This is a genomic window from Nocardia sp. NPDC003482 (assembly GCF_053588115.1).
In genome coordinates this window covers 19379-43685 of sequence record NZ_JBSFPI010000021.1, presented here as the reverse complement: position 1 = coordinate 43685, position 24307 = coordinate 19379, and the positions used below count along the sequence as shown (strand labels likewise).

27 protein-coding genes are annotated in these 24307 nt (G+C 70.8%); 9 read left to right on the top strand and 18 right to left on the bottom strand.

The annotated features are described in order from the left end of the window. Positions 1-2 precede the first annotated feature (2 nt). On the top strand, positions 3-1484 hold the full coding sequence (locus tag ACWDSJ_RS28695; RefSeq protein ID WP_450035584.1) for a diguanylate cyclase domain-containing protein: 1482 nt from the start codon (positions 3-5) through the stop codon (positions 1482-1484). On the opposite strand, the gene ACWDSJ_RS28690 is transcribed toward ACWDSJ_RS28695, so the two are convergent. Both ACWDSJ_RS28690 and ACWDSJ_RS28685 read right to left on the bottom strand, forming a co-directional pair. After that, a complete protein-coding gene (locus tag ACWDSJ_RS28690) occupies positions 1481-2260 on the bottom strand; it encodes a DUF6319 family protein (protein WP_450035582.1) in 780 nt (259 codons plus the stop codon). The genes ACWDSJ_RS28695 and ACWDSJ_RS28690 overlap by 4 nt on opposite strands. Before the next feature lie 214 nt (positions 2261-2474). Further along, a complete protein-coding gene (locus ACWDSJ_RS28685) occupies positions 2475-3695 on the bottom strand; it encodes an oxygenase MpaB family protein (protein WP_450035710.1) in 1221 nt (406 codons plus the stop codon). Between the two features lie 96 nt (positions 3696-3791). On the opposite strand from ACWDSJ_RS28685, the gene ACWDSJ_RS28680 reads away from it, so the two are divergent. Then, positions 3792-4577 (top strand): DinB family protein, encoded by a 786-nt coding sequence (locus ACWDSJ_RS28680; RefSeq protein ID WP_450035580.1) that lies wholly within the window; start codon positions 3792-3794, stop codon positions 4575-4577. On the opposite strand, the gene ACWDSJ_RS28675 is transcribed toward ACWDSJ_RS28680, so the two are convergent. Genes ACWDSJ_RS28675 through ACWDSJ_RS28660 form a run of 4 tightly spaced genes read right to left on the bottom strand, consistent with a single transcriptional unit; the run spans position 4574 to position 6396 of the window. Beyond that, complete coding sequence (locus ACWDSJ_RS28675) at positions 4574-4990, bottom strand: ester cyclase (protein WP_450035578.1); 417 nt, start codon at positions 4988-4990, stop codon at positions 4574-4576. The genes ACWDSJ_RS28680 and ACWDSJ_RS28675 overlap by 4 nt on opposite strands. 50 nt (positions 4991-5040) lie before the next feature. Beyond that, positions 5041-5880 carry a class I SAM-dependent methyltransferase gene (locus tag ACWDSJ_RS28670; protein ID WP_450035576.1) on the bottom strand — a complete coding sequence of 280 codons (840 nt, stop codon included), beginning with the start codon at positions 5878-5880 and terminating at the stop codon, positions 5041-5043. Beyond that, entirely contained in the window at positions 5877-6224 is a 348-nt protein-coding gene (locus ACWDSJ_RS28665; protein WP_450035574.1) for a VOC family protein, read from the bottom strand. Before ACWDSJ_RS28665 ends, ACWDSJ_RS28670 begins: the two co-directional genes overlap by 4 nt. 25 nt (positions 6225-6249) lie before the next feature. Continuing rightward, on the bottom strand, positions 6250-6396 hold the full coding sequence (locus ACWDSJ_RS28660) for a ribbon-helix-helix domain-containing protein (protein WP_387368670.1): 147 nt from the start codon (positions 6394-6396) through the stop codon (positions 6250-6252). Between the two features lie 116 nt (positions 6397-6512). Here ACWDSJ_RS28660 and ACWDSJ_RS28655 point away from each other — a divergent pair, with 116 nt between their 5' ends. Together ACWDSJ_RS28655 and ACWDSJ_RS28650 are read left to right on the top strand one after the other, a co-directional pair. Continuing rightward, entirely contained in the window at positions 6513-7322 is an 810-nt protein-coding gene (locus ACWDSJ_RS28655; protein ID WP_450035571.1) for an SAM-dependent methyltransferase, read from the top strand. A gap of 30 nt (positions 7323-7352) precedes the next feature. Continuing rightward, complete coding sequence (locus ACWDSJ_RS28650) at positions 7353-8645, top strand: diguanylate cyclase domain-containing protein (protein WP_450035569.1); 1293 nt, start codon at positions 7353-7355, stop codon at positions 8643-8645. Here ACWDSJ_RS28650 and ACWDSJ_RS28645 read toward each other — a convergent pair. The 3 genes from ACWDSJ_RS28645 to ACWDSJ_RS28635 all read right to left on the bottom strand — a co-directional run bounded on the left by ACWDSJ_RS28645 (position 8642) and on the right by ACWDSJ_RS28635 (position 10643). Continuing rightward, positions 8642-8824 carry a hypothetical protein gene (locus ACWDSJ_RS28645; RefSeq protein ID WP_450035567.1) on the bottom strand — a complete coding sequence of 61 codons (183 nt, stop codon included), beginning with the start codon at positions 8822-8824 and terminating at the stop codon, positions 8642-8644. The two genes, ACWDSJ_RS28650 and ACWDSJ_RS28645, sit on opposite strands and share 4 nt — an antisense overlap. Before the next feature lie 26 nt (positions 8825-8850). Next, a complete protein-coding gene (locus tag ACWDSJ_RS28640) occupies positions 8851-9414 on the bottom strand; it encodes a hemerythrin domain-containing protein (RefSeq protein ID WP_450035565.1) in 564 nt (187 codons plus the stop codon). A 101-nt stretch (positions 9415-9515) separates the two neighbouring features. Continuing rightward, positions 9516-10643: an NAD-dependent epimerase/dehydratase family protein gene (locus tag ACWDSJ_RS28635; protein WP_450035563.1), complete on the bottom strand. Its 1128-nt coding sequence runs from the start codon at positions 10641-10643 to the stop codon at positions 9516-9518. 133 nt (positions 10644-10776) lie between these two features. On the opposite strand from ACWDSJ_RS28635, the gene ACWDSJ_RS28630 reads away from it, so the two are divergent. Continuing rightward, on the top strand, positions 10777-11838 hold the full coding sequence (locus ACWDSJ_RS28630; RefSeq protein WP_450035561.1) for a glucose 1-dehydrogenase: 1062 nt from the start codon (positions 10777-10779) through the stop codon (positions 11836-11838). Positions 11839-11998: 160 nt separating this feature from the next. Beyond that, positions 11999-12472 (top strand): SRPBCC family protein, encoded by a 474-nt coding sequence (locus ACWDSJ_RS28625; RefSeq protein WP_387368682.1) that lies wholly within the window; start codon positions 11999-12001, stop codon positions 12470-12472. Here the strand turns inward: ACWDSJ_RS28625 and ACWDSJ_RS28620 are convergent. The 4 genes from ACWDSJ_RS28620 to ACWDSJ_RS28605 form a co-directional block, all read right to left on the bottom strand. Then, complete coding sequence (locus tag ACWDSJ_RS28620) at positions 12395-13126, bottom strand: HAD family hydrolase (protein WP_450035559.1); 732 nt, start codon at positions 13124-13126, stop codon at positions 12395-12397. The two genes, ACWDSJ_RS28625 and ACWDSJ_RS28620, sit on opposite strands and share 78 nt — an antisense overlap. Continuing rightward, on the bottom strand, positions 13123-14634 hold the full coding sequence (locus ACWDSJ_RS28615; protein ID WP_450035557.1) for a mannitol dehydrogenase family protein: 1512 nt from the start codon (positions 14632-14634) through the stop codon (positions 13123-13125). The genes ACWDSJ_RS28620 and ACWDSJ_RS28615 overlap by 4 nt, the downstream gene beginning before the upstream one ends. Before the next feature lie 127 nt (positions 14635-14761). Further along, positions 14762-15481: a methyltransferase domain-containing protein gene (locus tag ACWDSJ_RS28610; protein WP_450035556.1), complete on the bottom strand. Its 720-nt coding sequence runs from the start codon at positions 15479-15481 to the stop codon at positions 14762-14764. Between the two features lie 77 nt (positions 15482-15558). Then, positions 15559-16518: a DMT family transporter gene (locus ACWDSJ_RS28605; RefSeq protein WP_450035555.1), complete on the bottom strand. Its 960-nt coding sequence runs from the start codon at positions 16516-16518 to the stop codon at positions 15559-15561. Between the two features lie 127 nt (positions 16519-16645). On the opposite strand from ACWDSJ_RS28605, the gene ACWDSJ_RS28600 reads away from it, so the two are divergent. Then, entirely contained in the window at positions 16646-17167 is a 522-nt protein-coding gene (locus tag ACWDSJ_RS28600) for a dihydrofolate reductase (RefSeq protein ID WP_450035554.1), read from the top strand. A 702-nt stretch (positions 17168-17869) separates the two neighbouring features. Here the strand turns inward: ACWDSJ_RS28600 and ACWDSJ_RS28595 are convergent. The 3 genes from ACWDSJ_RS28595 to ACWDSJ_RS28585 all read right to left on the bottom strand — a co-directional run bounded on the left by ACWDSJ_RS28595 (position 17870) and on the right by ACWDSJ_RS28585 (position 21248). Further along, the gene (locus ACWDSJ_RS28595) at positions 17870-18634 is read right to left on the bottom strand and encodes an alpha/beta fold hydrolase (protein ID WP_450035552.1); all 765 of its coding nucleotides are present in this window, start codon (positions 18632-18634) and stop codon (positions 17870-17872) included. Positions 18635-18699: 65 nt separating this feature from the next. Continuing rightward, positions 18700-19698, bottom strand: coding sequence for an isopenicillin N synthase family dioxygenase (locus ACWDSJ_RS28590; RefSeq protein ID WP_450035551.1), 999 nt, complete (start codon positions 19696-19698; stop codon positions 18700-18702). A 122-nt stretch (positions 19699-19820) separates the two neighbouring features. Continuing rightward, entirely contained in the window at positions 19821-21248 is a 1428-nt protein-coding gene (locus tag ACWDSJ_RS28585) for an MFS transporter (RefSeq protein WP_450035550.1), read from the bottom strand. Between the two features lie 126 nt (positions 21249-21374). Between ACWDSJ_RS28585 and ACWDSJ_RS28580 the strand changes: the two genes are divergently transcribed. Continuing rightward, the gene (locus ACWDSJ_RS28580) at positions 21375-21950 is read left to right on the top strand and encodes a TetR/AcrR family transcriptional regulator (protein ID WP_450035548.1); all 576 of its coding nucleotides are present in this window, start codon (positions 21375-21377) and stop codon (positions 21948-21950) included. Positions 21951-21953: 3 nt separating this feature from the next. On the opposite strand, the gene ACWDSJ_RS28575 is transcribed toward ACWDSJ_RS28580, so the two are convergent. Together ACWDSJ_RS28575 and ACWDSJ_RS28570 are read right to left on the bottom strand one after the other, a co-directional pair. Beyond that, on the bottom strand, positions 21954-22658 hold the full coding sequence (locus tag ACWDSJ_RS28575) for an SDR family NAD(P)-dependent oxidoreductase (RefSeq protein ID WP_450035547.1): 705 nt from the start codon (positions 22656-22658) through the stop codon (positions 21954-21956). Between the two features lie 66 nt (positions 22659-22724). Continuing rightward, the gene (locus ACWDSJ_RS28570) at positions 22725-23108 is read right to left on the bottom strand and encodes a MerR family transcriptional regulator (RefSeq protein WP_450035545.1); all 384 of its coding nucleotides are present in this window, start codon (positions 23106-23108) and stop codon (positions 22725-22727) included. Between the two features lie 92 nt (positions 23109-23200). On the opposite strand from ACWDSJ_RS28570, the gene ACWDSJ_RS28565 reads away from it, so the two are divergent. Then, entirely contained in the window at positions 23201-24109 is a 909-nt protein-coding gene (locus ACWDSJ_RS28565) for an MBL fold metallo-hydrolase (RefSeq protein ID WP_450035543.1), read from the top strand. Positions 24110-24307: the final 198 nt, after the last annotated feature.

Here is a 24307-nt window from a genome sequence, read left to right as displayed (position 1 = left end):
CGATGTTTTTCGACGAAACACCCGTGGTCGGCACCAGCCACCTGGCCCTACCGCCGATCCACGACGGTGGCGCCAGAACCGTGACCGCCCTCGTCGTGCTCGCGACGCTGACCGTGATCGCCATCGGCGTGCGCCGGTATCGGCCGCCGGTACCCGCGGCCTGGTACTCGCTCGCCGCCTCGGCCGCGCTGTTCGCGCTCGGCGCGCTGCCGCGCGATCGGATCGACGGCCCGGCCCATCCCATCGCCGACGCCGCCACCCTGGCCGGGTACGCGGGCGTAGGGGTCGCGGCGTTCCTGTGGCTGCGCCCGCGCCGCAGCCACAGTTGCACGCCGGACCAGCTCCTCGATTCCGGGCTCATCGGACTGGGCGCGCTGCTGGCGTCGTGGACGTTCCTCATCTCGCCGGTGCTGCACGACGCGAGCGCACCGACCGCGTCGGTGCTGCTCGGCGCGGCCTATCCGGTGCTCGACGCCCTGCTGCTCACGCTGGTCACCCATTCGGTGGTGGCCTCGAGCCGCTCGGAGATCTCGCTGCGGTTGGTGCATCTGAGCCTGCTGGCGCTGCTGCTGGCCGATGTGGTCCGCGGCCTGGTCCGGGCGGGCACGCTGCGGGCCGACACCCCAATGGTGTTGCCGCCCATGCTGATCGCGTACGTCCTGTTGGGGCTGGCGGCACTGCATCCGACGATGGTGACCCTGGGGCGGCCGCGGCGCATCCTCGCGCAGCAGTCGCGGCGACGGGCGAGCGTCATCGCGGTGGCGCTGGTGGTGGCCTCGCTGGTGCCGAGCGTGGGTTCGCGGCTGGGCAGCATCGATCGGCTGGTGGTGTCGTCGCTGCTGGCGGTGTTGCTCATCGGGGTGCTGGTGCGCAGCGAACGGGCCATCCTGCGCAGCGCCCGCAGCGAGCGCCGCGCGCAGTATCAGGCCGACCACGACATGCTCACCGGTCTGCTCAACCGCTCGGCCCTCCTGCGCACCCCCGGCCGCAATCGCGAGCACTGGGTCGGGCACGCGCTGGCCATGCTGTTCCTCGATCTGGACGGCTTCAAGGCGATCAACGACACGCACGGCCACAGCGTCGGCGACGAGCTGATCGCCAACGCGGCGGCCCGGATTCGGCGCATCATCCCCCGCGACGACGCCGCCGCGCGGTACGGCGGCGACGAGTTCGTGGTCCTCGCCGCCGCCGACCGCGCCGCGGCGACCGTCCTGGCCGAACGCCTGCTGGCCGCCTTCGCGACCCCGTTCGAACTCAGCATCGGGGAGGTGTCGGTCAGCGCCAGCATCGGCATCGCCTGCGACGGCCCGCGCGGCGACGAGCGCTCCGTGTACGACCTACTGCGCGAGGCGGATTCGGCCATGTACCACGCGAAGGCGTACGGGCTGGGCTACGCCTTCCACGACGACGCGCCCCACCCCAAACCCGTCGAGGCGGCACGGCGGGGCTGGCGGCGCGACGCCGCGGTGCGCGACGCCGGTTAGCCGGACAGCTCGTCGAGCATCCTGCGGGCCTGTTCGAGTTCGGCCTGCAACTGTTCGACCTTGGCGCGCTGGGTGGAGCGCACCGACTCGAGCACCGAGTCGACCACCTCGGCCACTTCGGGGTGCAGCAGCTTGGCGGCCTGCGCGACGGCCGAACCGGCGACGGCCAGACCGCGCACGGTGCGCTTCTTGCCGTTGACCACGTCGACGGTCCACTCGCCGTCGGCGGTGCCGGACAGGGTGACGGTGACCTCGACCGTCTTGGTCTTGCGAGCGCCGGTGGCGGGTTTGTCCTTGGGCCGGGCGGGGGCGGGTTTGGGCGCGGGTTTGTCGGCCGCCGCGGTGGCGGGCGCGCTCGGGGCCGATTTCGGCTCGGCGACAGCGGTTTCGGCCGGAGCGGGGCTCGGCGGCGTCGGCGCCGGGGCGACGGACGTGGGCACGGTCGACGGCAGGGTCACAGCGGTGTCCTTCCTTGTTGCCTTGGTCTGCTTCGCGGGCGGTTGCGCTGCCGCGGGGGTGCGGCGGGCCGGTTTGGTCAGCGTCACCTCGGTGGGCGAGAACGACAGCACGTCCTTGGATCCGGTGGGACGGACCTGGAGGAAGTCGCCCTCGGCCGGTTCGCCGAGCGCCACCACCTTTCCCGATCGTCCCTCGGGCACGCCGACGGCCGCCGCGGTGAACCACACCATCGGCGGACGGCCGCTGGCGATCTCCGCGGCGATCCGCCGGATCTCGGTGTCCGACAGCGGGTCTGGCTTGGTTCGACGGGACGACATGGTGCACTCCGGGCGGGTTCGTAGACAGCTGCGTGTCAAGAGCATGCCCCATGCCACCGACAAGTCCACATCGCCCGGTTCCGCGGCACCGCGCCGCCCACCACGGCAACCGTTGGGTTACCCGGTCGTTCGCGCCGTTCGGCCCAGCAGGATCTTAGGCGTGGAAACGGTCTCGCGTACGCACTTGCCGGATTTGTCCGTCCCCGAAAGGGATTCAGGCGGCGTGGGTCACGTGCTGCGCGGAGTCGCCGATCACGGCGTCGCGCTCGCCGATGAGGGTGCGCAGGAACGCCTCCTGCTCCCGCCGTCCGCGCACCGCCGCCCGCTCGAATCCGCCGGGCAGCAACAACGCGGCACCGCTTCGGGTGAGGTTGACCGGGATCCGCAGCAGCGGATACCACGGCGGCATGTAGGCGGGCAGACCGAGTTGCCGCATCGCCTTCGGACCGAGGAAGGCCGACGCGATCGACAGGTGCTGGGCGCGCGCGACGCGCCCGCGCAGCCCCGCCAGATTGCGGTAGTGCCAGCCCAGCGGGTCGTCGCCCATGGGCATGGCCAGCTGCGCGGTGGTCTCGTCGGGATTGGTGATGGCGCACATGGAGTGGTAGAGGATGCGCACCGCGTCGCGGAAACCGTTGGGCAGCCAGTCTTCTCGCACGCCGATCAGCCAGCCCACGTAGCGGGTGAGGTGCGCGGCGGCGTCCAGATCGCCGGGCGCGGGCACGATGCCCATCGGCATGGCGCCCACGAACGGCGAGATGAGCGCGCCGACGAGGGTCGCGGCCATATCGGTCTGATTGATGGGCACGCCCCACTCGGCCTCGTCCCAGTCGGGCAGCGCGGCCACATGCCTGCGCACGAGGGCGTGGATGAGCCGCACCCGCAGGGTCGATCGGTAGCCGAGCCCGCCGGGGCGCATCCCGTCGTCGGAGGCGACGTCCAGGGCCCACTGCATGGTCTCGGCGAAGCGCTTGGCCGGACCCTTCTCCAGGGCGCCGGTGCGGATGAGGGTCTTGTTGAAGCCCGAGGCCAGATAGCCGCCCAGCAGCGCGACGTCGCGGGCGATGTAGAGCCCGTCGGTGCCGCCGACGCGAAGCACCTTCTCGGCGCGCCGAATTCGCTCCCAGTCCACCCAGTCCGGCGGGGTCTCGTAGCGGAGGAAGAACGCGCGCAGCGGTTCGGGCGCGTCGGGAACCGCGTCGACGCCCTCGGCGAGCGCCCGCTCGAACAGCGGGCGGGTGTGCGCCATGCCCTCGGCGGACATCCACTCGACGAGCCGGTCCATCGGCTCGTCGCCGATCAGCAGCGCCTCCCCCAGCTCCCGCCACCGCTGGGCGTCGGGCCGTCCGATGCCCAGCAGGACGGCGAACGGACGCAGCCCCGGCACCTTGCGCGGTGTCGCCGGATGCCGGCGCGGAACGGTGGGATTCGACACTGTATCCACTGAAAGAATGTATCCAACTTTCTCTCATTGCGTCAATGCGGTGTCGGTGATGCCCGTTTCCCCTCCCGAGCCGGTAACGTCCGGTCGATGAGTTCGCCGCATCTGCTCGCGATGCGCGAGGAACGCCGGGCGGTGCTCGATTTCTGCCGTGACCTGGACGCGGCGCAATGGGCGGCGGCCAGCGCCGCGACCGGCTGGTCGATCGGCGACGTCGTCCTCCACCTGACCACCGCGGCCCGCGCCCTGGTCACCCCGGCCCTCGCCGCGGTCATGACCAGCCGCGATCTGGAACGCCTCAACGACCAGTGGGTCGACGAGGCCCGCTCGCACAGCACCAAACACCTGCTCGACGACTACGCCCGCTGGAGCGAACGCGCCTGCCGCGCCCTCCGCGTCGCGACCGCCCCCGGACCCGGCCTGATCCGCCTCCCCCTCGGCGAATTGGGTTGGTACCCACTGCGTCTCGTGCCCGCGATGTTCGTCGCGGACTGGCACATCCATCTGCGCCACGACATCGCTCCCGCCGTGGACCGCGAACCCCCGCCGACCGATCCGCACCGCATGCGCACGGTCCTGGTCTGGCTGACCACCCTGCTCGCCCGCTCGCACCGCGAGGCCCTGAGCTGGCTCGACGCCCCCGTGGCCCTCACCCTGACCGGACAGGGCGGCGGCACCTGGCGCATCGAACCCCGTGGCGGCCGCCTGCGGGTGCGCCCCGGTCAGGCCACCGGCGCCGCCGCCCACATCGCGGGGCTGGCCCCGGAGTTCCCGCAGTGGAGCACGCGCCGGACGCCGTGGCGCGCGTGCGCGGTCGCGGTGACGGGCGACGCGGAACTCGGTGCGCGCGTGCTGGATTCGATCAATCTGGTCTAACCGACGCCCAGCTGCAGGTAGAGCCCGAGCCGGTCCTGGTACTGCCGGTCGCGCACCACCTTGCCCTCGGCGTCGAAGATCAGCACCTTGGCGTAGGCGAGTTCGAAGACGCGGCCGGTCGCGGGCAGCAGAGTCCTTCCGCCCAAGGCGAATTCGGCCGTGGCGGTGCCTCGCCCGGACAGTTCCGCGACGGCGGTGTCGGAGGTGACGTGCACCGCGACGATCTCCTCGGTGTAGTCCGGGAAGGCCGTGAACCAGGCGCGGTTCCAGGCCAGGGTGCCCGCCAGGTCGAGGCGCAGGCCGGAGCCGGTGTCGAATTCGTAGGCCGGGGCGCAGGTGGCCGCCCAGTCGTCCCAGCGCTGAGCGCTCCAGGTGCGCTGCACCTCGTCGTAGGCCCGCCGCGTCGTCATCATCGATCCTCCTTCTGGCTTTAGCTGACTCTAGCCAGAAGCGGCGCGGTCCGCTAGGTGGTCGCGAGCAGGAACTCCTCGCCGCGCAGCGGCGCGAGGCCGTCCGCGCGGCCGGTGAAGTAGCGGGCGGCCAGATCCGTTCCGCTGACCACCTCGGCCGTGCGGAAGCCCGATTCGCGGGCGAGGCGCACGATCTCCTCGGGGGTGAAGAAGCTGATGAAGGGCGTTCCCGCCGCCCGAGCCCCGCGCAGCGCCGGTTCGAATTCCCGGCGCAGTTCCGGATCGAGGTGGTCCATGGGGAGCAGGAAGGTCATCGCGAGCGTGGAACCCGGTGCGAGCGAGGCGATCTGGCGCAGGGTGGCGGCGATGGCCGTCCGGGTGAGATACATGCTGACCCCGGTGGACGACACCACGGCCGGGCGTCGCGGATCGAAGCCGTTGTCCAGCAACCGATCCCGCCAGGAGTCGTCGGTCTCGAAATCGACCGGGACGAGCCGCAACCGATCCGGAACGCCGTAGCCCAGTTCGACGAGCCGCCGCCGCTTCCATTGCTGGGTCTCCGGCTGGTCGATCTCGAATACCGTTGTCCGCGCGGCGATCTCGGGATTGCGCTGGACGAAGGTGTCGAGCCCGGCGCCCAGCACGACGTACTGGTCCACCCCGGCGGCCGCCCGCTCGGCCACGAGATCGTCGAGGAAGCGCGCCCGGCCCACGATGCTCGCGCGGGTGCGTCGCGTTCCCTCCGGGTCCATATCGGGACGCCGCCGCCAGTCCGGATCGGGCGCGGCCAGCGCGAGGCCGATCTCGTCGCGCAGCACGGGCGGCGGCGCGTCGACGAGCAGGTGCAGGGCCCGCCACAGGGCGGTGCGGACGGCGGTGTTGTCGGGTGTCACGGCTGCTTCCCCGGCGCTTGCAGGTTCCAGACGTTCCCGTCGGGGTCGCGGACGAGCATCTCCTGTGTGCCGTAATGGGTTTCGGTGAACGGCTGCACCACCTCGACGTCCCCGTCGACCGAGAATGCCTGCGCGTCGGCCACTTTCAGCACGCACCGCACCCCGGTGGGCTCGGTCGGGGGGACCTCCGCGATGAACAGGTACGGGCCGTCGCCGTTGCGGAACAGGCCCGAGTTGTGGTCGGTGGTGAATTCCGGTTCGAAGCCCAGGGCCTGGAAGAACCGGGCCGACTTTCCCCAATTGTGCGTTTCGACGAAGACGGCCTCGAAGCCCTCGGTGCTCATGGTGATCCTCCAACTGTCGGCTCGGTCATTCGTGGGCGTCCAGATACGCGCGCAACGCGTCGGCGACCAGCGCCGACAGCGAGGTGCCGTGCTCGATGGCGTGATGTTTGACCCGCTTGATCAGTCCGATCGGCAGGTAGACGTTGAACTGCTTCACTTCCTCGTCGCCCACGCGGCCGATGCTAGCATCCTAGCAAGCTAATGGCTAGGGCACCGACGCGTCGCCGCTCCCGGCCGTCCGCGGCGCGACTAGGATGCTCGGGTACAGCAACATCAGAGGGGTTTCGAGTGGACAGGCCGGCGTGGGCGCCCGAGGGCGTGGATATGACACAGGCGAGCCCGGCGCGGATGTACGACGCCTTGCTGGGCGGTTCGCACAATTTCGAGATCGACCGCCAGGCCGCCGCGATGGGACGGAAGCTGGTTCCGGACCTGCCGCGGCTGGCGCTGAGCAACCGGGCGTTCCTGCGCCGCGCGGTCCGGTATCTGGCCGCCGCGGGCATCCGGCAGTTCCTCGACGTCGGTTCGGGCATTCCGACCGCGGGCAACGTCCACGAGGTCGCCCAGGCGCTCGACCCCGAGATCCGGGTGCTCTACGCCGATATCGACCCGGTGGCCGTGACGCACGCGCGGACGATCCTGCGCGGCAACGATCGCGCCGGGGCCATCCAGGCCGATCTGCGCCGACCGGACGAACTGCTGACCCTCGCCGGGGACACCGGGCTCATCGACTTCTCCCAGCCGGTCGGGCTGCTGCTGGTCGCGGTGCTGCATCTGCTCCAGGACGACGAGCGACCCGCGGCGATGGTCGGGGCCCTGCGCGCGGCGCTGCCCGTCGGCTCGTACGTGGCCATCTCGCACCTGACCTCCGCGCAGCGGCCCGAGGACGCGGCCAAACTCGGCGCGAACTCGGCCAATGTGACCCGCGTCGGCATCCGGTTCCGCGATCGCGCGGCCATCACCGCCATGTTCGACGGCTGGGAACTGGTGGAGCCCGGCGTGGTCGAACTGCCGCTGTGGCATCCGGAGTCCGAGCGCGACCTACACGAAACACCCGGCCGCTCATTGGGTTTGGCGGGCGTCGGACGAAGAGTCTGAGCCGGGGCCACCGAGGAGGCGGAGGGACCGATGTCGAGTGCGAAGGAGCTGGCGGCGCGCTGGGCCGACGCGCTCGACGGCATCGTGGCGCCGACTCTCACCCGCACCCAGATCGAGTCCGTGCTCGCCGGGCTCGCGGCCGAACTGCTCGCGGCGCTGACCGCCGACGACGGCGTCGAGACGGCCCGGCTGGCCGCGTCGACGCTGGTGGCCGTCAATTATCGCGACGAGGCCGCGGTCAGCCGGTCGGTGGCGTTCATCTGCCGGGATCTGGTCGCGGCGGGGTGCCCGTCCGGAGCCGATCGGGAGCGGGTGCGCGAGCGCGCGATCACCCTCGCGGCCGAATTCGCCGCCGGATTCACCGCCGCGCTGCGCACCGCGGCGCTGTCCGAACAGGAGTCGACGCTCACCGCCGCCCTGGCCGCCGTGCGCGAGGCGGAGAAGCAGCGGCAACTGTCGGAGGCCCGGTTCGAGGCGATCTTCGCCGGGGCCTCGGTCGGCATCGGGACCATCGACGTGCGCACCGGAACCGTGCTCGAGGTGAACGCCGCCTTCGCCGATATGCTCGGCGTTCCCGCCGAGCGGATTCCCGGGCGCACGGTCGTCGACATCCTCGGCGTGGGCAATCTCGGGCCCGCGTTCGGGGAGTTCCAGCAGCTGCTGCTCGGGGTCAACGACCGGTTCCGGATGGAAACCGAGATCAGCCGCCCCGACGGCAGCCACACCACCATCGACCTGTCGATGTCGGCGGTCCACGACGCCGAGGGCCGGATGCGTTTCCTGATCGGGGTCGCGGTCGACGTGACCGAACGCAAGGCGCTGGCCGATCGGCTCTGGCACGACGCGCATCACGACAATCTCACCGGGCTGGCCAACCGGATGCTGTTCTTCGACCGGCTCGCGCACGCCACCCCGCCGATCGGCCTGTGCTACCTGGACCTGGACGGGTTCAAGGAGGTCAACGACGACTACGGCCACACCGTCGGCGATCAGGTGCTCGCGGTGGTCGCCGCCCGGCTGCGCGCGGCCGCGGGCGGCGACGGCCTGGTGGCGCGGCTGGGCGGCGACGAGTTCATCGTGCTGGTCGAGCACTGCGCCGACGAGGATCGGCTGGTGGATCTGTCGGCGCGGCTGCTGTCCGCGCTCACCGAGCCGATCACCATTGCGGGACAAGCGATCTCGGTGGGCGCGTCGGCCGGGACCACGCTGGTGCCGCGGCGGCCCGAGGCGGTCGACGACCTCATGCACACCGTGGACAAGGCCATGTACCGCGACAAGTCGCGGCGGCAGCGGCCGAGACCGCGCTCCCCGCAAGGACTTTAGAAGTCCATTCCGCCGATGCCGCGCGGCGAGGACTCCGGTTCGCCCGGCTCCTGTTTCCCCCGCGGCTCCGCGGTGACCGAACCGTGTTCGTCGCCGACGTCGGAGCGGCGACCCGACGGCCCGGCGAGATTCGCCTTCAGCCGCTGGAATCCGTCCCGGATGGTTTCCCGGATCGACATAGTGACCTCCGTACCGAAATTGGTTGTCAGCCGCGCGGTTTGGCGATCAGATCGCGCGTGCGATCGAGCATGGCCGCGAACGGCCCGGCGAGCATATTGGCCGCGGGCGATTCCACGCCCGGGTGCGGGCGGGTGGGCGCGGTCTTCTCGGCGAATTCGACGATGCCGCGCATCCGCTCCAGATCCTCGTGATCGAGCTGGGCGCGCAGCTGCTGGAACTCCTCGCTCTCCTCGTGCCCGGCGTGGTCGATCACGTCGTCGCGCAGTTTCGCGAGGGCGACGGTGAACTCCGGGGAGTTCACGTCGACCTTCTCGAGCTCGGCGAGGGCGCGCTTGGCCTTGTTCTCCTCCGCGAGCCGGGCGTCGACGATGTCGGAGCCGTGGTCGATGACCTTGCGGGCACGCGGGTGCACGATCTCCTCCTCGGCGGTCTCGTGCACGGCCAGCAGGCGACGCAGCTCGTAGAACTTCCGCTCCCGCTCCTCGGACGTGGCCGCGTCGGCGGTCTCGGCGAACAACTGCTTGATCCGGTTGTGCTGTTCGAGCAGGAATTCGACGACGTCGGCGGTGCTGTCGATGCGATGTGCCATTTCGTACCTCCTGGTCGGAACGGGCGGCCGGGCTGAGACCGCCCCCTCGTCGCCCTACCCGGGGCGGGCGGGGGCAAACGGTTTCGCCGCCCGACGGGTCCTCAGACGGGTGCGCCGGAGGCGAGGCCGGGAACGTATTCGGTGCCGTCGCTGGGCGGTACGCCGCGGCGGCGATCGGTGATATCGGAACCGCCTGCGCCGGAACGGAATTCGTCGACACGCAGCGGTCCGCCGGCGGTCGCCGCGAGCGGCGGGGTGTCCGCGCCCGCGCCGGTGCGCAGGCCGTCGAGCAGCGCGGTGAGGGCGTCGAGGGAGTCGAAGCGCGGGGTCCAGCCCAATTCGGTTCGGGCGCGGGCACTGTCGAGCAGGGGCAGGTGCAGGAACGCGTCGAACAGTTCGGGCGGGGCGGGTACCAGGCGCAATCGCCACGCCGCCGCGACGGCCGCGCGGGCGGCGCGCGCGGGCACCGGCACGACCCGGGCGTGCAGCAGCTCACCCAGCCGCCGCGGGGTCACGACGGGATCGGCGGCGACATTGAACGCGCCGCGCGCGTCGCCGGTGACCGCGAGCCGGAACGCCTCGGCCACGTCCGCGGCGTGCACGGCGTCGAACCGCAACCCGGGCACGTCGGGAACGACGGGTATCGCACCGGGCCGGACCAGCGGATTGGGCAGCAGCGGGCCCAGGAACAGGCGGCGTTGGGCGCTGGCCGCGGCGCGCTGGAAGATGAAACCCGGCCGCAGCCGCACCACGCGGCGGTCGGGGTGGGCGCGTTCGAAGCCGTCCAGCAGGCGTTCGACATACGCCTTCTCCCGCGTGTAGGCGGCCGCGGGCCAGCCGTGCGTGGGCCAGCTCTCGTCGACCGGACGGTCGTCGCGCACCGGCGAGTACGCGCCCACCGAGGACGAGTACGCCAGGTTCGGCACCCCGGCGTCGGCGACCGCCCGGAACACCCGCGCGCTGCCCAGGACATTGGTGCGCCAGGTGTCCAGCGGCCGCCGCGTCGGCTGGATCATCCAGGCCAGATGGATCACCGCGTCGGCCCCGCGGCACAGTTCGGTCAGATCGTCCCAGCGGACGTCGGCGGCGACCCATTCGGTCTTGTCGGCGGGCCGGGCCGGTTCGCGCCGGGCCAGCCCCAGAATCGACTCGACGCGCGGCTCCCGCAGCAGCGCCGACACCACCGCGCTGCCGACATTGCCGGTCGCGCCCGTCACCACGACACGCATGCTCGCCTCCTGTCATCGACCGGGCCGTTCCTCGCGGCCTACCCCCCGGGTTTGCGTCCATTCGTCCCCGGGAACGACCCGGCTGAGGAAGCGGACGCTTCCGTGAGCAACCGAATCCGGAGGCGGCCGAGACATGCGCGCGTTGACAATCGTTCCCGGCAAGGCGGATTCGCTCGCCGTCCGCGAGGTCGAGGATCCGCGGCCCGGGCCAGGTGAGTTGCTGGTGCGGGGGCTGGCGCTGGGCGTCTGCGGCACCGACCGGGAGATCGCCGCCGGGGACTACGGCTGGGCCCCGGCGGGCCGCGAGTATCTGGTCCTCGGGCACGAGTCGCTGGGCCGGGTCGAGCACGCGCCCGCGGACAGCGGATTCGCCGCGGGCGATCTGGTCGTCGGGATCGTGCGCCGCCCGGATCCGGTGCCGTGCTCGGCGTGCGCGCACGGCCGCTTCGACATGTGCCGCAACGGCCGCTACACCGAGCGCGGCATCAAGGACGCCGACGGTTACGGCAGCGAATTGTGGTGTGTGGAAACCGATTACGCGGTGCGGCTGCCGCCGGAGCTGGAACGCACCGGCGTGTTGACCGAACCGACGAGCGTCGTGGCCAAGGCGTGGGACCAGATCGACCGCATCGGGCAGCGCAGCTACTTCGCGCCCGAGCGCGCGCTGATCACGGGTGCGGGACCGATCGGCCTGCTGGCGGCCATGATCGGCGCGCAGCGCGGGCTCGACGTGCACGTGCTCGACCGCGTCACCGACGGGATCAAACCCGACCTCGTGCGCCGGCTGGGCGCGACCTATCACCACGACGACCCGGCCGAGGTGGCCGACCGGCTCGACCCCGACGTCGTCATCGAGGCCACCGGCGTCGGGCAGGTGGTGTTCGACATGATCGCGCACACCAGCCCGACCGGCATCGTCTGTCTCACGGGCGTGTCGCCGCGCGGGCGGACGCTGACCGTGGACGCGGGGGCGGTGAACCGGACCATGGTGTTGGACAACGAGGTCGTGGTGGGGTCGGTGAACGCGAGCCACGACCACTACCACCAGGCCGTCGAGGCCCTCGCCGCGGCCGATCCGCACTGGCTGGAAGCGCTGGTCACCCGGCGGATCGGGCTCGACAAGATACCCGCCGGATTCCAGGCCGAGCAGGGCGATGTGAAACTTGTTGTGGCCCTGGACGATGTTCACATGTGAGACAAATCCTCCCCCTAGCCCGCGCTCATCCCCCTAGATCCCGCTGTGTGCCGCGCGCGGCCCGCGTCACCAGCGCTTCTCCGATATGTCACAACCGCGGCCCGCAGACTTCCGTTCCCGTCCGTTGCCGCCCGCGGGCGAATCGTGCGAGATGTTGACGATGCCCCGGATCTTCCAGACTCGATCCCAGCTCGCGATCTCCGCTCCCCCCGCCGCGATCTTCGACGCCGTCACCGACCCCGACCGGTGGCCGCACACCCATCCGGTCAGCCTGAAGGTCGAGCGGGACGCCATCGGACCGGCCGCCGCCAACGACGATTTCACCGAGACCATCGCCTGCGACCGCGACACCCTCACGGTGCGCTGGCGGGTCGACAGCTGCCGCCGCCCGACCCGCTGGGTGATCAGTTCCCGCACGCCCGTGGCCGCGCATCTGGGCGGGTTCACCGCGACCATGACCGTCATCTACTCGGTGACCGAGACCGACGACCGGCGGCAGCTGCTGCGGCGTTCGATGGTCACCGCCCTGGACGTCGAATCCCGTGTCCCGCGCCCGCTATTGGACCTGTTCGACGGAAACGCCTGGCACGACGCCCATCTCGCGGCCGTCAAACGGCTCGTCGAGCAGGGGTGAGAGGTAGTCCAGCACCGCGTGCAGATCGGGGAAGGCGCGGTGGGCCAGGCGGCGGGTCTCGTCGGTGGGGGCGACCAGATCGGGGACGTGCAGGCAGCGCAGTCCCGCGGCGTGGGCGGCGCGCAGTCCGTTGGGCGAATCCTCCACGGCGACCGTGAGTTCCGGATCCGCGCCGAGCGCGGCGACGGCGGTGCGGTAGGGCTCGGGATCCGGTTTGCCGCGGCTGACGTCCGCGCGGGTCACCACCGCGTCGAAGCGGTCGGCGAGTCCGGCGGCGGTCAGGTGGTGCCGGGTGCGTTCGCGGCCGGAGGAGGTGGCGATGGCGCGCGGGATCGAGCGCGTGTCGAGGGCGTCCAGCAGTTCGGGCACACCGGGTTTGGTGCGCAGGCGGCCCGCCGTGACCAGGCCCGCGAGCGTGGTCTCGTGCCGGGCGAAGTAGTCCTCGAGGGGGAAGGCCGCGCCGAACGCGGCGGCGGTCAGTTCCCGGCAGCGGTCGGCGGGCATGCCGATCAGGCTGTGGCAGAACTCGACCGGCATGTCGTAGCCGAGTTCGGCCCCGGCCAGGGTCAGCGATTCCAGGGCCAGCCGTTCGGAATCCAGTAGCAGTCCGTCCATGTCGAAGACCACGGCCCGCACGGGTGCGTCGGCGCTCATCGGTCACTCCCTTCCCAGTCGGGTCCGAGCCGTCGGCGCACGACCGTCGTGAGGTCGTCGCGGGCCAGCTCGGCCAGCGCGTCACCGACCGCGCGCACCCGCGCGTGATCCGGCGACTCGCCGAAGATATCGCCTCGGGCCAGGACCGCGCTCGCCCGGCGATGCGGATCCGGGACGCGGGCCAGTTCGATCAGGTCGGCGGCGCGGTGATCCAGTGGGGCTGTGGCGGAGGCGAATCCGTGGATCCAGGCGGCGATGACCAGTGCGGCGATCGGGGTGGGGCGGCCCGCGGCGATGTTGTCGAGCATGGGCGCGACGATCCGAGGGAAGAGTTTGTCCGAGCCGTCGCGGCCGACGCGGGACAGGTCGTGACGGATGGCCCGATTGCGGAAACGACGCAGCAATCGGTCCGCGGCACGGCGGATTTCGGCTTCCGGCAGCCGGACCGTCGGTCCCTGTTCGGCGCACAGGAACCGGTGGGCGAGCGCGCCGAGGGACGGATCCGCGCAGGCGTCGGCGACCGTGGCGTGCCCGGCGAGGCCGCCGAGATAGGCCAGCAGCAGATGGGTTCCGTTGAGCAGCCGCAGTTTCGCGCGTTCCCGGTCGGCGACGTCGGTGACGAATTCGGCGCCGCCGAGTTCCCAGGCGGGCCGCTCCCCGTCGAAGTCCTCGATGGTCCAGGCGAGATACGGCTCGGCGCAGACGGGGACGCGATCCTCGAGGCCGCCCAGGCAGGTCCGGGTCACGGCGATGTCGGCGGCGGTGGCCGGTGGGACGATGCGGTCCACGACGCTGCACGGGAATTGGACGTTGCGATCGATCCAGTCGGCGAGCCGTTCGTCGCGCAGGGCGGCGAATTCGATTGCGGCCCGGCGCAATCGGTGTCCATTGGCGGCCATATTGTCGCAGCTGAGCACGGTCGGCGGGCGGCCGCCGCCGCGACGGATCGCGGCCAGGCCCTCCACGAGGATGCCGATCGGACTGTACGGCTCGTGGCGGCGGCGCAGATCGTGGACCACGGGATCGCAGTCCGCGTCGAGGCGGCCGGTGGCCGGGCAGACGCAGTAGCCGCTCGCGGTGACGGTCAGGGTGACCACGCGCACGCGGGGATCGGCGATGCGGCGGGCGACGCCGAGCGGATCGGAGGGGGCGTGCACGGCCGCGCGGATCGCGCCGACCGATTCGGCGCGGACGCGGTCGCCCTCGCGGAGCAGGACGGTGTACAGGTTGCCTTGTGCGCGAAGGGATTTCACGATGTCGGGCCGCGACATGGCGACCGCGGCGATGCCCCAGCGGCGGTCCCCGGTGGCGGCGATGGCGTGCTGGGTGATCAGCGCCTGATGGGCGCGGTGGAAGGCGCCGCAACCCAGGTGCACGATTCCGGTGCCGAGTTCGGCGGGGCGGAAGGGCGGCCGCCGCACGCCCGGCGGCAGGGTGGGCAATCGTTCCGGGGTGAGTCGGGGAACCGAATCCGGTTCGGCGACAACGGTATCGCGTGCCGTGCGCATGCGCGAGCCTCCGTCTGTTGTCGAAGGGATTTCGTCGCCCGTCGACACTGACTCGGCAACTTTCCAGACGGTAGCCTCGGTGAGGAAGACCTCGCGAGGGTCTTGACGATTTCCTAGCGGTGCGCGGTTAATCGAAGAAGCGGGCCAATTGCCGGTCCGAGGGGGCCTCCGCGTCCGGCTCCAGGGGTTGCAGATCGGCGAACACGCTCGCGCCGTCGCAGCTCGCGTGCAGCGGATACCAGCGTCGATCACTGTCCGGGCGGGCGCAGATGCCCTTGAAGGTCTGCACGTCCAGCAGCCGCACATGGGTGGGGTCGGCCACCGCGTTCACATACCGCCACCACGGCGAGAGGACGTGCAGCACCCCGCCGGGACGCAATACCCGATGGCATTCGTCGACCAGCGGCAGGAAATCGACGAGATGTTCCAGCACATGGACAGCGAATACCCGATCGAAGCTGTTGTCGGCGAACGGGATTCCGTATTGCAGATCGGCGACGACGTCGACGCCGGGCGCGGGACGCATATCGATGCCGATATTGCCCGGATATTGTTTGGTGCCGCCGCAACCGACGTCGAGGACGCGGGGTTCGGTGCCGTCGATTCGCACCCGGTCCCATACCGCGAGCACGCCCGCGAGTCGGCCGACCAGTTCGCGCACGGTCAGCAGCTGGCGGGGTTCGTCGACCCGCCCGGTCACATGCGCGACCCCGCGATCGAATTCCACGCTCACCTCGAGCCCGCGCACCCGTTCGTCGTGCCGGAGCAGTTCCTCGGCCGCCCCGGTCAACTGCTCGTCGCGCAATTGCCAACGGCGCGGGGACATCTCGGTGAACGGCAGGGTCATCGCGGGTCCTCCTTCACAGCGGGACAGGCATACACCAGCTGCCGGGTACCCCCGCGCGCACTCCCGAACCAGCCGTTTCACCCCGCCCTGTCGTCCACCACCTCCGGCTCACCCCCAGGCGCACCCTTTGTTGGGATCCGCACCCTTTTCGTACCTCTGAAGGGGGTGCGGATTCGAACAAGGGGTGCGGCTGGGCTGCGGAGGGTTCCGAGGATGGAGCCGAGGACGACCAGGGGGTAGCCGAGGGACATTCCGGCGGTGATCGGCTCGCCGAGCATGGTCACGCCGATGGCGAGGGCGACGGCGGGGTTGAGGTATGTGATGACCGTGGCGCGCGCCGGGCCGACCTCACCGATCAGCGCGAAGAACAGCAGGAAGGCCGTCGCCGTGCACAGCACGGCCAGCCCGAGCACCGACCAGGCCGCGGGCGCGGTGACCCGGGCGGGCCAGCGCCACGCCATGAATGGCGCGTACATCAGCGCGGCGGCCAGCAGCGACGCGGTCACCACGCCCATCGGCGGGAGATCGGCGAGCTTGCGGTTGACGATGATCGGGCCGACCGCGTAACCCACCGCGGTCACCCCGACCGCCGCCAACGCCCCGAGGTCCGACAGATCGAGATCCAGCCCGACCAGGGCGACCACCCCGCCCAACCCGATGAGCAGGCCGACCAGCCGCCGCGCGTCGAACGGCTCGAATCCCGCGGCGGTGACGACGACGATCGACACCAGCGGCGCCGCGGCCACCAGCAGCCCGACCGTCGAACTGTTCAGTCGCGTCTCCGCGTGCCCGAGCAGCAGCCACGGCCCGCTGATCTCGACGAGGGTGTAGGCCAGCAGCCAGGGCCAGCGCCGCAGCACCGGACCGAGCGAACGGCCCGACAGCGCGATCGGCAACAGCAGCAGCGCCCCGATCGCGGTCCGCCCGCCCGCCACCACCACCGGATCGAGGTCGCGCACGGCGACGCGGATCATGGCATAGGGCACACCCCAGATCACCCCCATCGCGAGAAACAGCACCCACCCGCGTCGCGTCATCCCCGCACCCCGCCCGCTCGCGCCGTCATTCCGTCCACACGAAAGGACTATGCCGGACGGGTACGACAGCATTCCCGGCGTTCTCTCGAGAAAGTTAGCACCGGCAACTACCTATTACGCTGGACGTATGAGTTCGGAATGGATCGAAACCAGCAAGCGCACGGTCGGACTGATCTGGACCCAGACCCGGGACGGCGTCCTCGGCGCCGACGGCCACATCCCCTGGGACCTGCCCGAGTACCGCCAACACGTGCTGGACACCGTCTCCGACTCCGCCCTCGTCATCGGCCGCAAGACATGGGCGGCACTGCCGGAGCTGTTCGGTCCCCTCCCGCACAACCGCAAGATCGTTCTCACCCGCGACCCCGACTGGTTCGCCGACGGCGCCGAACGCGCCGGCTCCCTGGACGAGGCCCTCGCCCTCACTGATCCGCAGGAGGTCTGGGTGCTCGGTGGCGCCGAAACCTTCAGCGGCGCACTGGATGTCGCGACGGTCATCGCGGTCACCGAGGTCCAGTCCGAATACCCGGGCGACGCGCACGCACCCGTGATCCCGGCCGATCGGTTCATGATGACGTACACGATCGGCAACCGGCGTTCGGGCAACGGGCGCGACGATTTCGTGCTGCGGAGTTACGCGCGCAAGTGAGTTTTCACAGCCGGGTTGATGCGGAGTTCCGCGCGAGTAGCCCCTTCACACCCGGCTGACGCCGAGCTCGGCGCGTGAATGGCCCCTCGCACCCGGCTGACGCCGAGTTGCGCGAGTGGCCCCTCGCACCGGCTGATGCGGAGTTTCGCGCGAGTGGAGCGTGGTCTTGATGACGTCCGCGCGGGTGCCGCCGACGCCCTTGGTGTAGGACAGCGCCAGGGCCTGGCCCTTGCGCGGGAACGCCATCGGCCTGACCGCCGATGGTTTCGCCGTCGTCGTCGGCTACGCCGGGCGCAAGGATCGCGCCGACGAGGCAGTCGCCGTCATCGAAGCAGCAGGCGGCCAAGCCTTCGCCGCCCCTGCCTTGTCGTCTACAAACCTGCGGCGCATCACTTGGCCGGAACCTTCAGGGGCGACGGACCCCTCACACCCGGCTGATGCCGAGTCCCCCCGCGCGAATGGCTCCTCACACCCCGCTAATCCCAAATTCCGCGCGCGAGCGACCCTCTCACACTCGGCCGAGTCCCCCACGCGAGCGGCAGCCTCACAGCCAGCCGATGCCGAGTTCCGCGCGCGAGCGGCCCCCACACCCGGCTGATGCCGAGTTCCGCGTGAGCGGCCGCTCACACCCGGCTGATGCCCAGTTTCGCGCGCGAGCGGCCGCTCGCACCCGGCTGAGCGGTCCCCCGCGCGAATGGCCCTTCACACCTGCTGATTCAGAAAGGTCGCGATGGCCGACTTCGTGCGTGGGTCGAAGAGGGCCGAGGTGTGGCTTCGGCCGCGTAGGAGGAGTAGGCGGGCGTCGGGGAGGGCGGAGGCGGTGCGGCGCACCAACTCCGGGGGGAAGATCGTGTCGCGGGAGCCGCCGATCAGGAGGGTGGGGATGGTGATCTCGGGGAGGCGGTCGGTGACGTCCCAGTCCTGTACCGCGTAGACGAGGGCGGCTTCGCCGGGGGCGCGGGGACGGCTGCGGCGGGTGAGGAAGTTGAGGAGGGTCAGGAGCCGGAGTGGGCCGTCGGCGATGAGGCGGCTGCCGCTGCGGGCGGCGGATCGGCCCAGGCCCTCGCGCTCGATGATGTGGCGGAGTTCGCGCTTGCCGTGCTCGCTGACGGTGCTCGCGGTGACGCAGAGGGCAAGGCGGCGAACAACTTCCGGGTGGTCGAGGGCCAATTGCAGGGCGGTGATGCCGCCGCCGGAGACGGCCATGACATCCACCGGTTCGCCGAACCGTTCGGCCAGCGCGGTGGCGTGCCATCCGGCCAGATCGGCGACGGTCATATCTGCGGGCGGGGCGACGGGACGATGGATGAGATGGATCCGGCGCTTCAGTCCGGTGGCGAGCGCGCTGTTGGACCAGGCGGCCACGCGCGGCACCCGCACCGACAGATCGGCGCCCTGCCCCAGACCGGGCAGCACCACCAGCGGCGGCCCGGACCCCACGGCCACCACCGACAGACCGTCGTTCAACTGTTCACCGCGCACGCTGGCCCCGATCCCGCCGGACAATCCCCCGCGACGGTATCAGCCGCCGATCACGAGGGGAGGGAAGCCGACCACCAGCGCCGCGCCACCTCCGGATGCGACCGCAGCCAGCCGCGCAGCGCGTTCTCGCCGTACCGGGCGTGCAGCGGATTGTCGGCCTCGTCGCTGACCCCGCGGGCGCGCGCCGCCAATTCCGGTGGCAGCGTGAGCGGTTCGACCACCGCGTCCAAGCGCGGGCCCAGGAAGAACGGCACCGAGTACCGGTCCACCCCGGCGGGCGGGCTCACCACCCGATGCCGCGTCGCGAGAAGGTAACCGCCCGTGGCGATTTCGAGCATCTCGCCGATATTGAACACGAAGCTGCCGGGCACCGGCACGGCGTCGATCCACCCGTCCGGCCCCTGCACCTGCAAGCCGCCGACCTCGTCCTGTTGCAGCAGCGCGAGATACCCGTAGTCCTTGTGCGCGCCCACGCCCTGATCGGACTCCCCCGCCGCGCGGCCCGGGTAGTGGATGATCTTCACGTGGGCCGACGCCTCCTCGTCGAACCACCGGTCGAAGTACCCCTCGTCCTGTCCGAGCGCGGCGGCCAAGGCCCGCAACACCTCTCGACTCACCCGCAGCGCCTCGGCCTGCCAGGCGAGGGTGATCTCCCGCAATCGCGGCAGCGCCGCGGGCCACTGGTTCGGCCCGATCAGACGCAGCCAGGGCGGATCGTCGGGGCCGAGCTCGAGGGCCTCGCGCTCGGGGCCGATATCGATCTGCTCGCGGCGATCCGGCGCACCGCCGGTGTACTCGTTGCCGGTGACCGTGTAGCCCCGGAACTGCGGCGAGCGCACATTGTCGATCTCGCGCCGCTGCGCCAGCGGTAGCGCGAAGAATTCCCGGGCCACCTCGAAGACGCCGTCGGTCAACGACTTCGGCACGCCGTGGCCGACGACGTAGAAGAATCCGATCTCATGTGCGGCCGCGCGGAGTTCGGCGAGGAACTCGGCCCGATCCGGACCGCGGAATCGGGAGATGTCGATGAGCGGCAGACGGGCGGTCATGGGCGGATCCTAGGGTTCGGGGACGAGTCTCGGACAGGGTTGCGCTCGGGCTGATTCGGACGGACCGCCTCGGCGGGAGCGGGTTCCGGTGCATCTGCGCGTCGGAACCCGCTGCGCCCCAGTCAGTTCGGCTGCCGCACCTTCGGGAAGGTGAGCGCGACCAGGAAGGTGAGAACCGCGATCACCGCCGCGGTGGCGAAGGCCGCCGTGGTTCCGCTGACCAGCACCTGGGCGGGTGAACCGGAGGCCGAGCGGGCGGCGGTGCCGAAGACCGTCACCAGGATGGCCAGACCCAGCGCCCCGCCGGTCTGCTGCAAGGTTTGCAGCGCGCCCCCGGCGGCACCGGCCTCGGCCGGCGGCACGGTGGCCATGATGATCACGTTCAGCGGGGAGAACGCCAACCCGATCCCGCAGCCCATCAACACCATCGCGGCCAGCAGGAGCGGGAAGTAGCCGCTGTCGGTCGTCAGCCGGGTCAACAGCAGCAGTCCGGCCAGCATCGCGAGGGTGCCGATCACGGTGAGCGGTTTGGGGCCGAAGCGCGGCAGCAGATGGGGAATGAGACGGATGATGGCGAACATGAGCACGGCCGTGGGCAGGAACGCGAAACCCGTTGCGAGCGCGCTCATTCCACGCACCTCTTGCAGGTACTGGGTGAGGAAGAAGAACATGGACATCCCGGCCATCGGCCCGAGGAACATATTGGCGTAGGCGGCGGCGCGGGAGCGGTCGGCGAACAGGTGCAGCGGCAGCAGCGGCGCGGCGGCCCGCCGCTCCACCACCAGGAACGCCAGCAGCAACACGACCCCGGCGCTCAGCGACAACGCGGTGGTGAGGTTGCCCCAGCCGTCGGTCGCCGCGCTGATGAAGCCGTAGACCAGCGCGCCCACGCTCGCGGTGGCCGTCACCGCGCCGGGCAGGTCCAGCGCCGCGGGCCGGCGCGGCGCGTCGGGCAGATAGCGCAGCGCCAGCGCGACGACGACCAGCCCGAAGGGCACATTGATGAACAGCACCGACCGCCAGCTCAGCCATTCGGTGAGCAGCCCGCCGAGCAGCAGGCCGACCGCGAATCCGGCGCTGGACATGCCCGAGAACAGCGCGAGCACCCGGATTCTCGCCTTGGGTTCGGTGAATGTCGTGGTCAGCAGGGCGAGGGTGTTGGGCGCGGCCATCGCGCCGCCGATCCCCTGCGCCACCCGGGCCGCGATCAGCCACCCGGCCGTCGGCGCCAGACCGCCCGCGAGGGAGGCGACGGTGAACACGACCGTTCCGGCGAGGAACAGCCGTTTGCGGCCGAACAGGTCCCCGGCGCGACCCCCGAGCAGCAGCAGTCCGCCGAACACCAGGGTGTACGCGTCCATGACCCAGGACAGTCCCGTGGGGCTGAAGTCGAGATCGGCGCGGATGCGCGGCAGCGCCACATTCATGACGGTGACGTCGAGGATGATCATGAGCTGGCAGGTCAGCAGCGTGACCAGCGCGATTCCCGGGCGGACCCGGGGTGAGCCGGTGTCCGCGCGGGGCGGGGCACTGAGCGTGGTGGTGGTCAAAGGGGGCTCCAGCGGTCGAGGAATCAAACGGAGACATTCTCCGTTTCCGATGGAGTTAGCATATGGAGAAGACCTCCGGTTACGCAAGACTAAGCGGAGAGTTCATCCGTTTCCAGTGGAGGAGCAGTGGACGCATCGCCGACGCAGCGACCCATGCGCGCCGACGCCCGGCGCAACTACGAGCGCATCGTGGCGGTCGCGCGGGAAGCCTTCTCCGAACACGGTCCGGAGGCGCCACTGGACGACATCGCGCGCCGCGCGGGCGTGGGCGCGGGCACGCTGTACCGGCACTTCCCCAATCGGGAGGCGCTGATGGAGGCTGTGTACCGCTCGGCCGTGGAGGGGCTCGCCCAGCGCGCCTACGAGTTGGTCGAAACGTGTCCGCCCGATGAGGCTTTGGAGCAGTGGATGCACGCCCAGATCGACTTCGTCTGGCACCAGCGCGGTCTCGCGCTCACCCTCAAGGCCGCCATCGATCACGGCTCCCCCACGTTCCGGCTCTGCTCGTCGCTGGTCGGCGAGGCCGCCGCGGCCGTGCTCAAACCGGCCCAGGAGGCGGGCGTCGTGCGGTCCGATGTCGAACCGCGCGACATTCTGCGGCTGGGTCACGGCATCGGGGCGTCGTGCGAATCCGCGGGGCGCGAGGCGGCGGACCGCCTGCTGGCCGTCGCCATGGACGGTTTGCGAACCACCAAGCGCTGAGTCCTACAGCGCGTCGAAGACCCGTTCGGCGCGGTCACGGGCGCGGTAGAGTTCCCACGCCGCGTCGGCGATGCGATCCGGATCGAGCGTATGTCCTTGCGCGGCAGCGGCTTTGGCGGTGTCGGCGGTGACCATGGCATGGATGTCGCCGCGTTCGACCAAGCCGCCGATGGTGAGTGTGCCCGCGTAGACGCCCTTGTCGGCGAGGGCGGCGTGCAGGGTGAGGGCGTAGTTGCGCAGGGCCGCGGCGGCCAGGGCCAGCTGCCCGAGCATGGGCATGGGCCGCACGCTGGACAGTCCCCCGGCGATCACGAAGCCGCCGCGGCCGCGACGCGTCATCCCGGGTAGCACGGCGTGCGCGAGTCGAACGGCGGGCCAGACCCAGGTGAACGCGGATTGCGCTGTGGGAACGTCGATTTCGGCGATCGGGACGATGACGGTATCGGTGGGTCCGGGACCGTAGTAGGCGAAGTCGACCTCGCCCAGCCGCGCCAGCACCCGGTCGAATGCGTCGGCGTCGGTGACGTCGGCGGCGTGGGCGGTGGCCTCGATCCCCGCGGCGGCGAGTTCGGCGAGGTACCTCTCGTGCCGCGCGGCGTTGCGGGAGACGAGCGCCACGCGGAAACCCTCGCGGCCGAGGCGGTGGGCCATGGACATGCCGAGGCCCGGGCCGACGCCGATCACTACCGCGGTCTTGTTGTCGGACATATGCTCTCCAAAGTTGAGTGGTATCTCGACTTCGGAGCGTAGCGGTAAATTGAGCCTCTTCTCAACTTAATCCCGGCGACCGGCGAAGGTCGCGCAGTCCGGGCAGTCGGCGATGACCGGGTGACGGCATTCCAGGACGTGCGCGAGGAAGCGATCGGTGGCTCGCAGCAGGGTGAGCCGGGTGTGCAGTTCGGCCCGTTTGGCGGCGACCAGCGCGAGGCGGTCGGGCGGGTCGGCGCGGGACAGGTCGCGGATCTCGGGCAGCGACATCCCGGCGCGCTGAAGGGTCCGGACGAGCCGGGCGCGATCGAGGGTGTCGCGGTCGTAGGCGCGGTGCCCGGACGGGGTGCGCGCGGGGGTGAGCAGGCCCACCGATTCCCAGTGCCGCAGCACGTGCGCCTCGATGCCGAGTTCGGCGGCGGCGTCGCCGATCTTGAACGCTTCGGTCATGGTCCACCTCTTTACTTCATGTCGACCTGAAGTATTACGGTGCCACGGTTCCCGGCGACGGTCCAGGTTGCCGGTGGAGAACAGGAGGATTCATGTCCGATCCGGTGCGCCGTCCTTCACTGCTCGAATGTTGCGGGGCCGCAGTGGGTTTCGTATCCGGCATGGCGCGGTCGCGGCGACCCGACGAGCGGTTGCTGCGGTCCATCACCAACGCCGGTCTGCCCGCCGCCTCGGTGACGGTGACGGTGACCGCGCTCCCGCAGACCCCGCGGTGGGTGCCGACGGGCGCGGTGGTCGAGGGCCGCTTCCGGCCGCGGCGCATCGCGAACGCGTTGACCTCGTTCGTGATTCGGCATCCCGAGGCCACGTTCGTCGTCGACCCGGCCGTCTGCCGCGCCGCCGAGCACCGTGCCATCGCTCAACTCCCCGCGGTGCTGCGCGTCGCCGTGCGCCCACCCGCCGACACCATCCCCACGATCGACGCGCTGGGATCGATCGTCCCGGATTTCGCGCTCCCCACCCACGCCCACTGGGATCACGTGTGCGGCCTGCTCGACCTGCCGAACCTCCCGGTCCACCTGCACCGCCCCGAACACGACTGGATCATGTCCGGCGCCGTCGCCCCCGTCGGCGGCGTCCGCGACTCCCTGCGCGACCGCCCCCTGATCCGCTACGACCTCGACGGCCCACCCGTCCTCACCTTCCCCCGCAGCCACGACCTGTTCGGCGACGCCAGCGTCACCCTCGTCGACCTGGCCGGCCACACCCCCGGCAGCATAGGCATCCTCGCCCACACCCCCACCGGCTGGATCCTCCTCGCCGGCGACGCCGCCTGGCACCACCTCCAAATCGACGACATCCGCCAAAAATCCGCCTACCCAGGCAATTTCGCCGACCACGACCGAGACGCCACCTACCACACCCTCCACCGCCTCCACCTCGCCCGGCCCCACGTTCGCATCATCCCCACCCACGACCACACCGCCGCCCACCAACTCTGACCAACCCAGCCGCACCCCTTGTTCGGATCCGCACCCGTTGTAAAGCCATGCACCCGGTGCGAATTCGAACAAGGGGTGCGGCTGCGATGGCCCACTGGCCACCAAATGCGCACGCCCACTGGTGGGGGGCAACCCAGCCGCACTCTTTATTCGGATCCGCACCCCTTGGGGGGCCCTGAAAGAGGTGCGAATCCGGAT

Excerpts from the sequence above, each read along its gene's own strand:
- ACWDSJ_RS28695 (WP_450035584.1), top strand. The coding sequence starts at position 3 with ATGTTTTTCGACGAAACACCCGTGGTCGGCACCAGCCACCTGGCCCTA.
- ACWDSJ_RS28690 (WP_450035582.1), bottom strand. The coding sequence starts at position 2,260 with ATGTCGTCCCGTCGAACCAAGCCAGACCCGCTGTCGGACACCGAGATC.
- ACWDSJ_RS28680 (WP_450035580.1), top strand. The coding sequence starts at position 3,792 with ATGAGTTCGCCGCATCTGCTCGCGATGCGCGAGGAACGCCGGGCGGTG.
- ACWDSJ_RS28675 (WP_450035578.1), bottom strand. The coding sequence starts at position 4,990 with ATGATGACGACGCGGCGGGCCTACGACGAGGTGCAGCGCACCTGGAGC.
- ACWDSJ_RS28665 (WP_450035574.1), bottom strand. The coding sequence starts at position 6,224 with ATGAGCACCGAGGGCTTCGAGGCCGTCTTCGTCGAAACGCACAATTGG.
- ACWDSJ_RS28650 (WP_450035569.1), top strand. The coding sequence starts at position 7,353 with ATGTCGAGTGCGAAGGAGCTGGCGGCGCGCTGGGCCGACGCGCTCGAC.
- ACWDSJ_RS28645 (WP_450035567.1), bottom strand. The coding sequence starts at position 8,824 with ATGTCGATCCGGGAAACCATCCGGGACGGATTCCAGCGGCTGAAGGCG.
- ACWDSJ_RS28640 (WP_450035565.1), bottom strand. The coding sequence starts at position 9,414 with ATGGCACATCGCATCGACAGCACCGCCGACGTCGTCGAATTCCTGCTC.
- ACWDSJ_RS28635 (WP_450035563.1), bottom strand. The coding sequence starts at position 10,643 with ATGCGTGTCGTGGTGACGGGCGCGACCGGCAATGTCGGCAGCGCGGTG.
- ACWDSJ_RS28630 (WP_450035561.1), top strand. The coding sequence starts at position 10,777 with ATGCGCGCGTTGACAATCGTTCCCGGCAAGGCGGATTCGCTCGCCGTC.
- ACWDSJ_RS28625 (WP_387368682.1), top strand. The coding sequence starts at position 11,999 with ATGCCCCGGATCTTCCAGACTCGATCCCAGCTCGCGATCTCCGCTCCC.
- ACWDSJ_RS28620 (WP_450035559.1), bottom strand. The coding sequence starts at position 13,126 with ATGAGCGCCGACGCACCCGTGCGGGCCGTGGTCTTCGACATGGACGGA.
- ACWDSJ_RS28615 (WP_450035557.1), bottom strand. The coding sequence starts at position 14,634 with ATGCGCACGGCACGCGATACCGTTGTCGCCGAACCGGATTCGGTTCCC.
- ACWDSJ_RS28610 (WP_450035556.1), bottom strand. The coding sequence starts at position 15,481 with ATGACCCTGCCGTTCACCGAGATGTCCCCGCGCCGTTGGCAATTGCGC.
- ACWDSJ_RS28605 (WP_450035555.1), bottom strand. The coding sequence starts at position 16,518 with ATGACGCGACGCGGGTGGGTGCTGTTTCTCGCGATGGGGGTGATCTGG.
- ACWDSJ_RS28600 (WP_450035554.1), top strand. The coding sequence starts at position 16,646 with ATGAGTTCGGAATGGATCGAAACCAGCAAGCGCACGGTCGGACTGATC.
- ACWDSJ_RS28590 (WP_450035551.1), bottom strand. The coding sequence starts at position 19,698 with ATGACCGCCCGTCTGCCGCTCATCGACATCTCCCGATTCCGCGGTCCG.
- ACWDSJ_RS28575 (WP_450035547.1), bottom strand. The coding sequence starts at position 22,658 with ATGTCCGACAACAAGACCGCGGTAGTGATCGGCGTCGGCCCGGGCCTC.
- ACWDSJ_RS28570 (WP_450035545.1), bottom strand. The coding sequence starts at position 23,108 with ATGACCGAAGCGTTCAAGATCGGCGACGCCGCCGCCGAACTCGGCATC.
- ACWDSJ_RS28565 (WP_450035543.1), top strand. The coding sequence starts at position 23,201 with ATGTCCGATCCGGTGCGCCGTCCTTCACTGCTCGAATGTTGCGGGGCC.